This window comes from Rhizobium sp. 01N48, assembly GCF_056399145.1.
Map to the genome: position 1 here is coordinate 20,328 of NZ_JBFTQT010000016.1, position 14,585 is coordinate 34,912.

Genomic DNA, 14,585 nt, shown 5'->3' on the forward strand with positions numbered 1-14,585 from the left:
TTGATCTGGCCAAGGACGCCAATTTCAAATTAAAGTAATTCGAAACTAGGGGCCAATTGACGCACATGGTGCTAAATCGGACCAAATGGGTTGACGTGCAGTCGTCATTGGGCGGAGAACGCCTGCACGATACTGGAGCATGAGATGGATTTCGAAGCATTCTTCAAGAACGAGCTGGAAGGCCTTCACAACGAAGGTCGTTACCGCGTGTTCGCCGATCTTGAGCGTCACCGCGGAAATTTCCCGCGTGCCACGCGCCACACCCCCGAGGGGCCGAAGGATGTGACCGTCTGGTGTTCCAACGACTATCTCGGCATGGGCCAGAACCCCAAGGTGATCGAGGCGATGAAGAACGCCATTGATCACTGTGGCGCGGGTGCGGGAGGCACCCGGAATATTTCTGGCACCACGCACTACCACGTTCTGCTTGAGCGTGAGCTCGCCGATCTGCACGGCAAGGAATCGGCCCTGGTCTTCACCTCGGGCTACGTCTCCAACTGGGCGGCGCTGGGCACGCTCGGCGCCAAGATCCCCGGCATGATCATCTTCTCGGATGCGCTGAACCACGCCTCGATGATCGAGGGCATTCGCTACGCCAAGTGCGATCGCGTCATCTGGAAGCACAACGACCTGCAGGATCTGGAAGCCAAGCTCGCCGCCGCCGATCCGAAGGCGCCGAAGATGATCGCATTCGAGAGCGTCTACTCGATGGACGGCGATATCGCGCCGATCAAGGAAATCTGTGATCTCGCCGACAAGTACGGCGCCATGACCTATCTCGACGAAGTCCACGCTGTCGGCATGTACGGCCCGCGCGGCGGCGGCATCGCCGAACGCGAAGGCCTGATGGACCGCCTGACGGTTATCGAAGGCACGCTCGGCAAGGCCTTCGGCGTCATGGGCGGCTACATCGCGGCATCCACCGCGCTCTGCGACTTCATCCGCTCCTTCGCATCCGGCTTCATCTTCACCACGGCGCTGCCGCCGACGCTCGCAGCCGGCGCGGTCGCCTCGATCCAGCACCTGAAGGTCAGCCCCTTCGAGCGCGCCCGTCACCAAGATCGCGTTCGCCTGCTCCGCGCCCAGCTCGACAAGGCCGGCATCCCGCACATGCCGAACCCGAGCCACATCGTCCCGGTCATGGTCGGCGACGCCGCCAAGTGCAAGTGGATTTCGGACCTGCTGCTCGACAACTGCAACGTCTACGTCCAGCCGATCAATTACCCGACGGTTCCGGTCAAGACCGAACGCCTGCGCATCACGCCCACGCCGCTGCACACCGATGCCGACATCGAGCACCTGGTGGAAGCGCTGCATTCGCTTTGGTCGCGCTGCGCACTGGCCCGGCACGTCGCCTGACCAGACTCAAAAATATCTCTGCTTAGTTGATAAGCCCGGCAGCCCGCTGCCGGGCTTCCTTGTCGACGGCGAACACGTCGTCCATCGTCGCGGCCTCCGGCAGATGTGCCAGCTGGTCCATCACCGTTTCAGTCACATCGGCCATGGCGAGGAACGACAGACGCCCGGCGATGAAAGCCTCAAGAGCCACTTCCTTGGCGGCATTCAGAACCGCACCCTGCACGCCGCCGCGCGTCATCGCAAGGCGAGCGAGCCGCAGCGCCGGGAAGCGCGTCTCGTCGGGTTCCTCGAAATCCAGCCGCGCCAGCTTGGCGAAATCGAGCCGCTCGATCGGCAGGTTCGGCCGGCGCGGATGCGCCAGCGCGTAGCCGATCGCGGTGCGCATATCGGGCGCGCCGAGCTGTGCCAGCACCGAACCATCGGTATAACCCACCATCGAATGGATCACCGATTGCGGATGCACGATGACCTCGATCTGCTCCGGCGTCAGCCCGAACAGGTGCTTGGCCTCGATCATCTCCAGCGCCTTGTTGAACATCGAGGCGCTGTCGATCGAAATCTTCAGCCCCATCGACCAGTTCGGATGCGCGCGCGCCGTCTCGACGGTCACACCGGCCATTTCCTCCAGCGAGGCGTTGCGGAATGGTCCGCCCGACGCCGTCAGGATGATGCGTTCCACGGCGTGGCGCTGGTTCTCTTCCAGCACCTGGAAGATCGCATTATGCTCGCTGTCGACAGGCAGGAGCTTGCCGCCGCCGCGGCGCACGGACTGCACGAAGAGATCACCGGCGGAAACCAGGCATTCCTTGTTGGCGAGCGCTATATCGGCGCCCTTGCGGGCGGCGGCCAGCGTCGGCGCAAGGCCCGCCGTCCCGACGATCGCCGCCATCACCCATTCGGCCTCGAGGTCGGCTGCTTCCATCAGGCCTGATTGCCCGGCGGCAACCGCGATCCCGCTTCCATCAAGCGCGCTCTTCAGCGCCTCGTAATGGCTGTCACTCGCCGTCACCGCGAGTTTGGCGCCGGCCGCGCGCGCCTGCTGCGCCAAAAGATCGACGTTTTCGTTGCCCGTCAACACGGAGATTTCGAAGTTTTCGAGACCGCCCAGATGCTTCACCACGTCGAGCGTGTTCTTCCCGATCGAGCCGGTCGAACCGAAGATGGAGAGGCGCCGAGGCCCGTTTCTGCCCGTGATCATGCGCGATTTTGCCTGCGTTCCGTCATTTCCCTCGGCTCTACAGGGGATTGGAATGACCGGCAAGTGTGCAGTGCAGCAGATTTTTGGGCCTGAGGGGTTTACATCCCCGCCGGTCGATGTGATCCTGACAACAATCCTCAGGGATAGGAGCATTGGCAATCGTATCGGTTGCAATTTTCAAGCTCCGGCGGCGCAAATTTCGCGCCCGCTTCCGTATCCGCGCCAAAGGCCGGACGCGATAGAAACCAGAACGAGATGTTGGGTTTACAAGGCGAAATCCTGCGCGCTTTCGTGCGTTTCCGCTTCAAGCCCGCATCGACCAGAAGACCCTGACCGTCACGAAGGGACAAATGGCCATGAAAGCGACAAGCAGTTTATTGCTTCTGCCCGCCGCGCTCATTTCATTCGCACCGCGCGTCAACGCAGAAAACCTCGTCATCTGGACACCCGTGAAAGTGTCCGAACGCTCCTACAAGGCAACAATGGGCTTTCGCCTGCCCGCCGAATGGGAAACCAGCGCCGGCGCCGATATCGGCCTTGCGGCATCGAAGGGAGGCGTCCTGCTCGGCGGTTCCGAGCAGGCCTCGCTATGGGGCAAGATCACCAAGGTCAGCGTCACGCCCGCCGCTCGCGCCGAGCGGTCCGCCAGCGTGCGCGTCGATACGTTGCGGGGAAGCGGCGCACTGATGCTCAGCCGCTCCCGCAGCTGGATCTTCTCCGACTCGCTGGACATGGTCTCGACCCGCTTCGTGCAGGTCCGTTACGACGCCGTCGACACCCGCCAGACATCCGTCGATACCTCGCAAGCGCTGAAGCTGATCCAGCCCTGGACCGGCACCTCGCTCTCTGCGGCAGCCACCGTGTCGGGCTTCAATGGCGATGTGACGAGTTCGCTGGCGCTGAACCAGTTGATCCTCCCCGACCTTAATTTGAGCGCAACAATCAGCAATCCTGGCTCATCCACCCGCTCGGGAAGCATCAACCTGAACTACCGGGTCAGCTGGTGACCGTGCAAACGGTATCGGCGGCATCGGATTTCGCAATCGGATGGGAGGAAGGAAGGCATGACATGGCAAGTTACGAGCTATCACCGTCCGCACGAAAGACGGATATGAGCGAAGAGGCGGCCCTGAAGGCGTATGTCTCCACCGCGCTGGCCGTCGCCAGCGGCTTCGACGCCTCGCACATTGCGGTGACGGTAGAGCAAGACGAGATCATTCTCACCGGATTGGTCGCGACCAAGGCGGACCTCGCCAGCGCCATCGTCGTCGCCGAGACGACGGCAAGCGATCACACGGTTCGCAACCGGATCGTCGTCGCGCAGTCCGTGCTCGACAACCTCGGCGAAGCCGTCTGAGCATCAACCTGCGAAGCGTTCCATCAGGAAGCCCGAGGCGACGCGATCCGTCTTCTGCGTCGTGACGGGGCCGCTCGGCTGGTAGCTGACGGCAATGAGAAGGCCGCCGATCAAGAGATAGGCAACCGCGAGCATCGAGAGTTTCATGGTCATGAGCTTGGTCTCCTTTGACCAGAACAACGCGACGATCGGCCGTAGGTTCCCTTCCCGAAATGGGCCACCCACACGGCACCCATGAAACGAAAAAGCCGCCCCTGACGGGACGGCTTTTCCAATGAAATCATATGATAAAATCAGCCGGCCGGCGTCAGCGTGACCGAGGTGCCGGTTGCAGCGACGTTGAGGCCAAGCTGGCCGGTAACGCTGATGGTCTGCAGCTGGATCGAGCCGGCGGTGCCGCCGAACAGCACGTTGGCGCCGACGCCACCGGCAAGCGTGGCTTCAGCGGTGATGCCCTGGTAGAGGCCGCCGAGCGAACCGCGGTGATAGCCGGCCGTCGGAGCAAAGACTGCCCAGACGAGACGGCCGCGCGTGGTGAAGCCGAGGTCGACGCCCATCTTGCGGATGGTGCCGCTGTAGTGATCGACGGAGCCGCGCGTACCGTTGAAGACGCAATCGACGGACTTCGCCGAACCCAAGACGTAGCCGACACCGCCGCCGACGTCGCAGGTCAGAACGCCGATCTTGACGCCATCGCGCTGATCCGGCTCTTCATAAGTCGTCACAAGATCCGCTGCCGCTACCGAAGTAGCGAAGACTTGAGCCAGCGAGGCTGCTGCGACGATCGATGCGATTGTCTTGTTCATTGTGGTCTCCTTAGTATCCTGACGAAAAACATAGTGCCTTGTTATAACTTACCAACCCCGGTTGTATGAACAAAATTAACAAATGCTCAAAAGCAAATGTGTGGGGTTTGATTCGCTACATGCATCCCGATTTCTGGCTGATTTCGGGCGTCAATCAGGCGGCGCCTGAATAAATCCCTGTCATCGCCTGTTGTTCCACCGTCATCACGCGTTCTTGTCTTCCGAAGCCCGACGAATTGGTGGTGTCCGCGCACAAAAAAGGACCCCGGGCTGCGCCGGGATCCTTGATCGCAATGCGATGATTACTTGAAGTCAGGGCATGCCTCGCTCTCCGAAGCGCCGCTATTGCCGCCCTGGGCGGCCGTCGTACCCGGCGCCGGCTGTGCCGGGCAGCGCGTGCGGTCGACGGTGCCTGTCGTATTGGTGTTCGGCCCCACGCTCATCGTGCCGGGGGTGGTGCTGTAGGTGGCGTTCGGATCGACCACCGTTGGCGATGTTCCAGTCGTGTTCGGAGCATCCGCGTTCGCGCCACCGCCGCTATCGACCGTGCTGCTGCCGATCGTCGATCCAGCCGGGCTCGGGTTGGACTGGGCCATCGCCCCGCCTGTTGCCAGACCAAGTGCCAGGATCGATGCCGCGATCAGTTTCGCTTTCATGATGCTTCTCCTTCTTTCGTATCGACATGGGGTCAACGACAGAGGGCTTTCATCGTTCCCAAAAAAGCGGACCAAAAAAATACGGGCGCATCTCAAGCGCCCGTATCCGAAAGCATCCGACAGGACCGCCTCAGGTTTGCCAGTCGTCCGTCGCCGCATGCGCGGCAGCGGCAACCGGGCTGTCGGCCAGCGAATAGGCGTGGATATAGTCGATCTTCATCTCTGACCCGTTGGGCAAGCCATTCGTCGGCGAACCGGCAATGCCCCCGACGGCGAGGTTGACGATCATGTACATCGGGTCGTGCATATCATCAGGCGTATCGGCATGGGCGATCGCCACGTCGTCGAAATACCAGACGATCTGGTCCTGGTCCCAGAGCACCCCATAGGTATGGAAGCCCTCGGTGCTCGCGACGCTGACCGCCGTCTGGTCCATCGTATGGCTGCCGCTCGCTGCCGAATGCGCGGTGACGTGAACGGTGTTGGGATCCTGCCCGCGCATTTCCACCACGTCGAGTTCCGGCGGCCAGGAGCCGTCCTCCGGCAGCAGCCAAAAGGCCGGCCAGACGCCCTGATCCGTCGGCATGTCGGCGCGGATTTCGAAGTACCCGTAGGTCTGGGCGAAGGTGGAATGGGTGTTCAGCATCCCCGACGTATAGTCGAAACCTTCGAGCTGGCCTGCAAGCGCCGCCGGCGTTTGCGCCGCCGTGATCGTCAGCACGCCGTCATGAACGGAGAAAGGATTGACCGACGCCGTACCGGCATAAGACGGGTTGATGTACCACTGCTCCTCGGCATTATCGGGCAGCGTGCTGCCCTTCTCGGACGCCCACCAGAACTTGGCATCCCAGGTTCCCTGACCGCCGCTATGGAGCGACAGGCTGTCGAACTCGTCGGCGAAGGTCATCGTCAGCGCCGAGCGATCAAGCGTCAGCTGGAACTGATCGGCATGAAGCGCCGAAGCCGTCGTATTGGCCAGCACGAGGCTTTCACCACCACCGAGGTCGATCCGGAGATTGGCGCCCTCCTGTGTCGAGTGGCTGACAACCTGATCGAAGCTCGTCAGCGAATAGCCGTTGAAGCGGATCGTGTCGTCGCTGCTGAAATCGACGATGAGGTCGCTGCCATTGCCGCGGGTGAAGAGAAAAGTATCGGCCCCGCCGCCGCCGATCAGCACATCGTTGCCCGCGCCGCCATCGATCGTCTGACTGCCCGCGGCACCGGAGATGATGTTGTCGGCGCTGTTGCCGAAGGCATAACGCCCGGCGCCCGTCACCGTCAGGTTCTCGAAGTTTTCGGGCAGCGTATAGCTCATCCAGGTGTTGATCGTGTCGATCCCGCCACCCGGCTCTTCGACCGCGCGGTTGATGGCGGAGTAGAGATAATAGATATCGTCACCCGTACCGCCCTGCATGGTCACGTTGACCGAGCTGTCACCCCATATGCTGTCATTGCCGGCTGTGCCGTTGAGCACCGGTCCGGATCCTGTCGCCGACAGCCAGGCGGTTGAAGCGCCGCTATAGAACAGGCTTGTGCCGACTGCGTTCTGAATCGACTGTGGCATGGTTCATCTCCTAGGGTTTTCGTGATTGAAACATTGCCAAGGGCATCCGCACGATGCCCTGATGGCCGAACGCTCCTCCCTTGCCCGACGCGCCTCCTCCCAGGCGCCATCAGGCACAGGCCCTTATTCCTCCCTAAAGGCACGGGCGGCCTGATCGGTGAACGGCTTGGCGAGATAGGCCAGCGCCGTCCGTTCCCCCGTTTCGATGAAAGCCTCCACCGGCATGCCGGCCACCGGCGTCAGCTTTCCAAGCCTTCGCCATTCGCCGTCCTCGATATGAACGCGCACGCCGTAGTAGCTCTGGCCGGTTTTCTGATCGGTGGTGAGATCGGCCGCGATGCGCTCCACCCGGCCATTGAGCTCCATGGTGGTGCGCTGGTTGAAGGCAGACAGGCGCAACACCACCGCCTGCCCCACCGCGACCTGATCGATATCCTGCGGCGACAGCCGGAGATCGGGCGTCAGCGCATCGCCGTCCGGCACGATCTCCATGATCGCCGCTCCCGCCTGCACCACGGCACCGGATGCATGCACCGACAACTGATGCACGATGCCCGCCTGTGGCGCGCGAATGTCGATATGCTTGAGATCGTCCTCGACCGCGACCAGCCGCTCGGCATATTCGCCGGTATCGCTTTGCGCCTGCCGCAGCTGGTCCGAGACTTCGCTCCGCCTGTCGTCGCCAAGCTGGATGATCTGCAGTTCGGTCTCCGCGATCTTGCCCTTCACCTCGGCGGCCGACGCCACGAGGTTGCCGAGCTCGCCGGTGAGATCAGCCGCGTCGCGCTGCAACGCATAGACCCGCGTTGCCGGAATGATGCCCTGCTTCAGCAGCGGCTCGAGGCTCGCCAGCTCCTTGCCGATGATCTCGATCGCCTGCCGCTTGCCGTCCTGCTGCGCCACCAGCCCACCCGCCTGCTGGCCGAGCTGACGGATGCGCTCGCGCAGCTGCGCCACCTGTCCGCTGAGCGAAGCCCGCCGGTCCTCGAACAGCCGCTGCTCGCCCTGCGTCAGTGTCTCCCGCTCCTCCGGGGGCGCTTGTTTCACAAGATCGGGAAACGCGAATGTCTCCCGCCCATCCCGCTCGGCCGAAAGCCTTGCAGTGCGCGCCGCCAGCTGCCGCAAGCGCCGAGAGACGATCGAAACCGTCGCCTGCGCCTGCGTATCGTCGAGCCGCAGCAGCACCTGCCCCGCCTCCACCTTGTCGCCATTGCGAACGAGGATCTCGCCGACGGTCCCGCCCTTCAGATGCTGGATCGGTTTCACATAGCTGTCGACGACAAGCGTGCCAGAGGCGATCACCGCGCCGTTGAGATGGATGGTCGCCGCGAGACTGCCGAGCACGCCGACGAGAACGAGAACCGCCGCCAGCGCCACAAGCGCCAGCCGCCGGATGGCCCCTTCGGCGATCGGTGCGCCCGCACCATTTGCACGAGGCTTCATCGCGCCGCCCTCCCCTCGCTCACCCGCCCGAAACGCACCGGCGAGAATGCCGCCGATACAGCCGCCACGGGCCTCCCAAGCACCTCTTCCTTCGGCCCGAAACCGCGCACCTGGCCCTCGGCCAACACCAGCACCTTGTCGATACCGGCAAGCGCGCTCGGCCGGTGGGCGATGACGATCGCGATCCCGCCGCGCTCACGCACCCCCGCGATCGCACGGGTCAGCGCCGCATCGCCCTCGGCGTCGAGATTGGCATTCGGTTCGTCGAGCACGACCAGGAAGGGATCGCCGTAAAGCGCGCGCGCCAGTGCCAGCCGCTGCCGCTGGCCGGCGGAAAGCACCGCCCCCTCCTCGCCGATTTCGGTATCGAAACCCTCGGGCATCCGCACGATCATCTCATAAATGCCGGCGGCCCTGGCGGCCGCGATCACCGCATCCGATGACGCCGTTGGATCGAAACGGGCGATATTGTCGGCGATCGTTCCGTCGAAGAGCCCGATCTCCTGCGGCAGATAGCCGATGTGCCGCCCGAGCGCTTCCGGCTCCCATTGCGACAACGACGCATCGTCGAGCCGCACCGCTCCCATGCGCGCCGCCCAGATCCCGACCAGCCCGCGCGCCAGCGACGACTTGCCTGAAGCGCTCGGCCCGACGATCCCGATCGCCTCGCCCGCCTTGGCTTCGAACGAGATGCCGCGCAACAGCGGCACGGCCGAGCCGGGTGCTGAAAGATGCAGGTTCTCCACCTTCAGGCCTTTGACCGGCGCAGGCAGCCGCACGTCCGGGTCGACGATCTCATCCGCCTCGCTCAACCGAAGCAACCGCGCCCAGCTCTGGCGCGCCGCGGCAAAACCCCGCCACTGGCCGATCGCCAGTTCGACCGGCGCCAGCGCCCGGCTGATCAGGATCGAGCTCGCGATCATGATCCCGCCCGTCGCCTCCTGGCGAATGACGAGAACGGCCCCGACGGCCAGCACACCCGACTGCAGCACCAGCCGCACGACACGCGAGAGTGTCGACAGCGACACGGTGATCCCCGTCGCCTTGAACTGCGTGTCGCGGTAGCGCAGATTGATCGCCGACCAGCGCTCCTCCAGCCGTCGCGCGAAACCCATCGACGCCACCGTCTCGGCATTGCGGCGGGTGGCTTCGGCAAGGGCCGTCCGCTCCAGCCCGATCCGCGCCGCGGCCTGCGTCGGCGCCCGCGTGCGGATCTCGGCGATGATGGTCAGACCAACGAGAACAAGCGCGCCCGCCAACGCCACCGCCCCGATCCAGACATGAAACAGGAAGCAGAGGCCGAGATAGAACGGCATCCAGGGAAGGTCGAACAGCGCCGTCGGCCCCGGCCCGGAGAGAAAGCCGCGCACCATGTCGATATCGCGCATCGGCTGCAGCCCGTTTTCCTCGACGCTGCGCCGCGACGGCGCGGTGGCGAAGGAGCGGAAGACGATCGGCCCGAAGCGCTCGTCGACCGACTGCCCCAGCCGCGCCAGCACCAGTGAGCGTAACAGTTCGAGCAGCCCCAGAAAGGCGAAGAGCGTCAGTGTGATGATGCCGAGCCCGACAAGTGTCGGCAGGCTGCGGGCGGGAATGACGCGGTCATAGACCTGCAGCATGAAGAACGAGCCGGTCAACGCCAGGATATTGATGAAGCAGCTCGTCATTCCGATCCCGATCAACGTGCCCCGCACGGACGAGACGGCGGAAATCAGGAACGGCGTGGATGTTTTCGCCTTGAATTGGGACAAATGACCTCTCGATCGCATGAAACTGGGGCAGTGATGTCCCGAACATGGATCACAACAGTGACGAGAGCTTGCTCTTTCTATGGTTGTGCAAAACTAATAAATCTCACTGTTAACGCGAGTTTTGCATTGCAACATGACCCTGTGCCGCCATGACGCAACACCGTACCCCTATGACACAGCTGCCCAAAATTTGCGTTTGCCCGACATTGCTCGTGTCCATGACACCGAACGGACCAGCGCAGGATTGAGCAAGCGGGTCATTGCGAAGAGGAGAATGTCGTCAAAAGCTTGTTGATCGACAGGGACAGTCAAGCTATGCAGGGGACGCTGTCCACGTAGCTCAGCAGGATAGAGCACAGGATTCCTAATCCTGGGGTCGGAGGTTCGAATCCTCTCGTGGACACCATTTTCCTGCACATTCGATCGTTTTGGCACGGCCTTGGCCGGGCTCCATCGCGTCATACGCGATGCGGGGGAAGACCCGGACAGCCCGGGTCTTCGATATCAGCCGATCATTCGCCCAGCCGTTGCTCGGCCAGACGCACCCAGTACGAAATGCCGTGGCTGATGACGTCGTCGTTGAAGTCGTAGGCCGGATTGTGCAGGCCGGCCGTATCGCCGTTGCCGATGAAGATGAAGGCGCCGGGGCGGGCGTTCAGCATGTAGGAGAAATCCTCGCCGCCCATCATCGGATCGATATCGGTATCGACGTTGCCCGCACCCGCGATGTCGGTCGCCACCGCCGTCGCATAGACGGTTTCATCCGCATGGTTGGATGTGACGGGATAGTTGCGCTGGAAATGGATATCGGCCTCCGCGTCATGCGCCTCGGCCACGCCGGCAACGATCTGCCGGAAGCGCTTCTCCGCGAGATCGCGCACGGCCTCGTCGAGCGTGCGCACGGTTCCGGCGAACGTCGCTTCGTTGGGAATGACGTTATGCGCGAAGCCGGCATTGAACTTGGTGACCGACACCACGACCGAGCGCAGCGGATCGACGTTGCGAGATGCGATCATCTGCAGGTTGGTGATGATCTGCGTGCCGATCGCGATCGGATCGATCGTGCGGTTCGGCTGCGCAGCATGCCCGCCGCGCCCCTTGACCGTGACGGTGAACTCGTCGGTCGCGGCCATGATCGGCCCCTTGCGGATGGCGAAATGGCCGACGGGCAGGCCGGGCATGTTGTGCATGCCGTAGACCTCCTGGATGCCGAAGCGCTCCATCATGCCGTCCTTGACCATCAGGTCACCGCCGGCCCCACCCTCTTCTGCAGGCTGGAAGATGACAGCGACATTGCCGTTGAAATTGCGGGTCTCGGCGAGATACTTCGCGGCCCCGAGCAGCATCGCCGTGTGCCCGTCATGGCCGCAGGCGTGCATCTTGCCCGCTATCTTCGATGCCCATGGCTTGCCCGATATCTCGGTGAGCGGCAGCGCGTCCATGTCGGCGCGCAGGCCGATCGTGCGCGATCCCGCGCCATTGCCCTTGATCAGGCCGACGACGCCGGTGCGGCCGATGCCGGTGACGATCTCGTCGACGCCGAATTCCTTGAGCTTCTCGGCCACGAAGGCGGCCGTCTCTTCCACCGCGTAGAGCAGGCCCGGCCGCTCATGGATGTGCCGGCGCCACTCGGTCACTTCGTCCTGAAGTTCGGCGGCTCTGTTCAAAATCGGCATGCTTGCTTCCCTGCTGAAAATCGAAAACGGCGGCAATAACGGAATTGATACCACGGCTCGCAAATAAGTTAGACAATGACCTTTGCCATGTCATGGCCATATACGTTAAATAGGGGAAACTTTCGAGACATCAGGACATCTTTAAGGACAAACCGTGTCGACGCGCCAGAAACGCCTGCTTGCCGCCTTGCGGCCGATCACCATCGCCGCTTCCGCAGCCGCCATCGCTTTTTCCGCGACGACGCAGGCCTATGCCAATCCGCATATCCTGGTCGATGTGCAGAGCGGTCGCGTGCTCGAGCATGAGGATGCCTTCCGCAAGTGGTATCCGGCCTCGCTCACCAAGCTGATGACCATCTACACCACCTTCGATGCGATCCGCTCCGGCCAGATCAGCGTCGATACGCCGATCGTCATGAGCAAGACCGCCGCCGCCCAGCCGCCGGCCAAGATGTATTTCAAGCCGGGCCAGAAGCTGACGCTCGACAGCGCGCTGAAGATCCTGATCGTCAAGTCCGCCAATGATATCGCGGTTGCCGTCGCCGAAGCAGTCGGCGGCACGCAGGACGCCTTCGTTCTCCGAATGAACGCCGAAGCCGCCAAGCTCGGCATGAACGACACCCACTTCGTCAATCCGAACGGCCTGCCCGGCAAGGGCCAGTACACGACGGCGCGCGATCTCGCGATCCTGTCGGTCGCGCTGCGCCGCGATTTCCCGCAATATGCGAGCTACTTCTCGCTGGAAGGGATCACCACGGGCAAGCAGAACATCCCCGCCATCAACATGCTGATCGGCCGCTTCGCCGGCGCCGATGGCATGAAAACCGGCTTCATCTGCGCATCGGGCTTCAACCAGATCAGCTCGGCGACGCGCAACGGCCGCACGCTGGTTTCCGTCGTGCTCGGCACCGATAGCCTCGCCGCCCGTGCCGACGCTTCCGCCGACATGCTGCAGCGCGGCTTCACCACGCAGCCGACAGGCACCGACACGCTGGGCTCACTGAAGCCCTATGGCGAAACGCAGGAAGTCGCCGATCTCACGGCCGAGATCTGCAGCGCCAAGGGCGCCAAGATCCGCAGCGAAACGCGCGACGAGGTGGGCCGCATGAAGATCCATTCGCCCTATATACAGGAAATGGATCACGAGCCGAACTTCGTCTATGCAGGCCTGATCCCCGGCCAGAACGACCCGCAGCCCGACAAGCTGGCGACGGCCGGTGGCGTCGGCGACATCGCCAACGTGCCGATCCCGACACCGCGGCCTACCTCTGGCTTCTAAGGCTTGCGACCTCCAAAGCATAAATACATCCAAGGCATACAGGCATGAGCGCAGTTGCGGATCGCATTCCGGTCACCATCCTCACCGGCTTTCTCGGCGCGGGCAAATCGACCCTTCTGAACCGCATCCTCAAGGATCTGGCCATGAAGGACGCGGCCGTCATCATCAACGAATTCGGCGATGTCGGCATCGACCATTTGCTCGTCGAAAGCTCCGGCGACGCAATCATCGAGTTGTCGGATGGCTGCCTGTGCTGCACCGTGCGCGGTGAACTGGTGGATACGCTGGCCAACCTGATGGACGCGATCCAGACCGGCCGCGTCAAGCCGGTGAAGCGCGTCGTCGTCGAGACCACGGGCCTTGCCGATCCGGCGCCGGTCATGCAGGCGATCATGGGCAATCCGATCATTGCCGAAAGCTTCTCGCTCGATGGCGTCGTCACCGTCGTCGACGCCGCCAACGGCCTGCAGACGCTCGACAACCATGTGGAAGCCGTCAAACAGGCCGCCATGGCCGATCGCCTGATCATCTCGAAGAAGACGCTTGCTTCCCCCGCCATCTTGGAAAAGCTTGAAGCCCGCCTGCGCGCGCTCAACCCGCGCGCCGCGCTGATGGATGCCGACGACGCCGAAACCGGCACCGCCGCCACCCTCGTAAACGGCATTTACGATCCCGCCACCAAGAGCGCAGATGTGGGCCGCTGGCTGCGTGACGAAGACGCTCATGATCACGGTCATGATCATGACCACCATGGGCACGACCACGGCCATCATCATCACGGACATGACGCTCACGGTCACCACGATCATGGGCATCACCACCATGATCATCACCACGACCACCAGCACGCACACGACGTGAACCGTCACGACGCCTCGATCCGCTCATTCTCGATCGTCGAGGACAAGCCGATCGATCCGATGGCGCTCGACATGTTCGTCGATCTCCTACGCTCGGCCCATGGCGAAAAGCTTTTGCGGATGAAGGCGATCGTGGCGATGTCGGATCGTCCCGACCGGCCGCTGGTGCTGCATGGTGTGCAGAGCATTTTCCACCCGCCGATCCGCCTGCCGGCATGGCCTAATCCCGAGGACCGGCGCACCCGCATGGTGCTGATCACCAAGGATTTGCCGGAAGCCTTCGTCAAGGACCTGTTCGACGCCTTCCTCGGCAAGCCGCGCATCGACACCGCCGACCGCACGGCCCTCAACGACAACCCGCTGGCCATACCAGGAATGCGCTTCTAGCACTCCGGGAATGCGCTTTTAGAGTTATCGCTTGCGTATCAGGAAACGGTGACCGCTCTCGGTCTTCTCGGTCTCGATCAGCTCGTGACCGTCCTCATGGCAGAAATGCGGAATATCGATCCCCGCCAGGGGATCGGTCGTCTCGACACGGATCGTCGCGCCTGATGGCAGCGACGACATCTTCTTGCGTGTCTTGATGACGGGCAGCGGGCATTTCAACCCGCGCAGATCGTAGGAGATGGCGCTCAC

14 protein-coding genes and 1 tRNA gene are annotated in these 14,585 nt (G+C 62.9%); 6 read left to right on the plus strand and 9 right to left on the minus strand.

The window, feature by feature from the left end:
* The first annotated feature begins 144 nt into the window (after positions 1–144).
* A complete protein-coding gene (hemA, locus tag AC1DOG_RS22680; RefSeq protein WP_018901583.1) occupies positions 145–1,359 on the plus strand; it encodes a 5-aminolevulinate synthase in 1,215 nt (404 codons plus the stop codon).
* Positions 1,360–1,381: 22 nt separating this feature from the next.
* On the opposite strand, the gene dxr is transcribed toward hemA, so the two are convergent.
* Positions 1,382–2,557: a 1-deoxy-D-xylulose-5-phosphate reductoisomerase gene (dxr, locus tag AC1DOG_RS22685; protein ID WP_477931234.1), complete on the minus strand. Its 1,176-nt coding sequence runs from the start codon at positions 2,555–2,557 to the stop codon at positions 1,382–1,384.
* A 356-nt stretch (positions 2,558–2,913) separates the two neighbouring features.
* Between dxr and AC1DOG_RS22690 the strand changes: the two genes are divergently transcribed.
* Positions 2,914–3,564: a hypothetical protein gene (locus AC1DOG_RS22690; RefSeq protein ID WP_477931236.1), complete on the plus strand. Its 651-nt coding sequence runs from the start codon at positions 2,914–2,916 to the stop codon at positions 3,562–3,564.
* Between the two features lie 62 nt (positions 3,565–3,626).
* Positions 3,627–3,914, plus strand: coding sequence for a BON domain-containing protein (locus AC1DOG_RS22695; protein ID WP_477931238.1), 288 nt, complete (start codon positions 3,627–3,629; stop codon positions 3,912–3,914).
* A 3-nt stretch (positions 3,915–3,917) separates the two neighbouring features.
* On the opposite strand, the gene AC1DOG_RS22700 is transcribed toward AC1DOG_RS22695, so the two are convergent.
* From AC1DOG_RS22700 to AC1DOG_RS22725, 6 genes are all read right to left on the minus strand, one after another.
* Positions 3,918–4,067, minus strand: a complete 150-nt coding sequence (locus tag AC1DOG_RS22700; protein ID WP_183795259.1) for a hypothetical protein — start codon at positions 4,065–4,067, stop codon at positions 3,918–3,920.
* A gap of 140 nt (positions 4,068–4,207) precedes the next feature.
* Positions 4,208–4,720, minus strand: coding sequence for a DUF992 domain-containing protein (locus AC1DOG_RS22705; RefSeq protein WP_018901578.1), 513 nt, complete (start codon positions 4,718–4,720; stop codon positions 4,208–4,210).
* A 302-nt stretch (positions 4,721–5,022) separates the two neighbouring features.
* Complete coding sequence (locus tag AC1DOG_RS22710; protein WP_477931240.1) at positions 5,023–5,376, minus strand: hypothetical protein; 354 nt, start codon at positions 5,374–5,376, stop codon at positions 5,023–5,025.
* 130 nt (positions 5,377–5,506) lie between these two features.
* Positions 5,507–6,940: an endo-1,3-1,4-beta-glycanase EglC gene (eglC, locus tag AC1DOG_RS22715; protein ID WP_477931242.1), complete on the minus strand. Its 1,434-nt coding sequence runs from the start codon at positions 6,938–6,940 to the stop codon at positions 5,507–5,509.
* A 123-nt stretch (positions 6,941–7,063) separates the two neighbouring features.
* A complete protein-coding gene (locus tag AC1DOG_RS22720) occupies positions 7,064–8,383 on the minus strand; it encodes an HlyD family type I secretion periplasmic adaptor subunit (RefSeq protein WP_477931244.1) in 1,320 nt (439 codons plus the stop codon).
* Positions 8,380–10,152 carry a type I secretion system permease/ATPase gene (locus AC1DOG_RS22725; RefSeq protein ID WP_477931246.1) on the minus strand — a complete coding sequence of 591 codons (1,773 nt, stop codon included), beginning with the start codon at positions 10,150–10,152 and terminating at the stop codon, positions 8,380–8,382. The genes AC1DOG_RS22720 and AC1DOG_RS22725 overlap by 4 nt, the downstream gene beginning before the upstream one ends.
* A 311-nt stretch (positions 10,153–10,463) precedes the next feature.
* Between AC1DOG_RS22725 and AC1DOG_RS22730 the strand changes: the two genes are divergently transcribed.
* Positions 10,464–10,540, plus strand: a tRNA-Arg gene (locus tag AC1DOG_RS22730).
* A gap of 106 nt (positions 10,541–10,646) precedes the next feature.
* Here AC1DOG_RS22730 and AC1DOG_RS22735 read toward each other — a convergent pair.
* A complete protein-coding gene (locus tag AC1DOG_RS22735) occupies positions 10,647–11,810 on the minus strand; it encodes a M20 aminoacylase family protein (protein WP_477931248.1) in 1,164 nt (387 codons plus the stop codon).
* 154 nt (positions 11,811–11,964) lie between these two features.
* Between AC1DOG_RS22735 and AC1DOG_RS22740 the strand changes: the two genes are divergently transcribed.
* Both AC1DOG_RS22740 and AC1DOG_RS22745 read left to right on the plus strand, forming a co-directional pair.
* A complete protein-coding gene (locus AC1DOG_RS22740; RefSeq protein ID WP_477931250.1) occupies positions 11,965–13,089 on the plus strand; it encodes a D-alanyl-D-alanine carboxypeptidase family protein in 1,125 nt (374 codons plus the stop codon).
* 44 nt (positions 13,090–13,133) lie between these two features.
* Entirely contained in the window at positions 13,134–14,336 is a 1,203-nt protein-coding gene (locus AC1DOG_RS22745; RefSeq protein ID WP_477931252.1) for a CobW family GTP-binding protein, read from the plus strand.
* A 24-nt stretch (positions 14,337–14,360) separates the two neighbouring features.
* Here the strand turns inward: AC1DOG_RS22745 and AC1DOG_RS22750 are convergent, their stop codons facing one another.
* On the minus strand, positions 14,361–14,585 hold the full coding sequence (locus tag AC1DOG_RS22750) for a sulfurtransferase TusA family protein (RefSeq protein WP_018901569.1): 225 nt from the start codon (positions 14,583–14,585) through the stop codon (positions 14,361–14,363).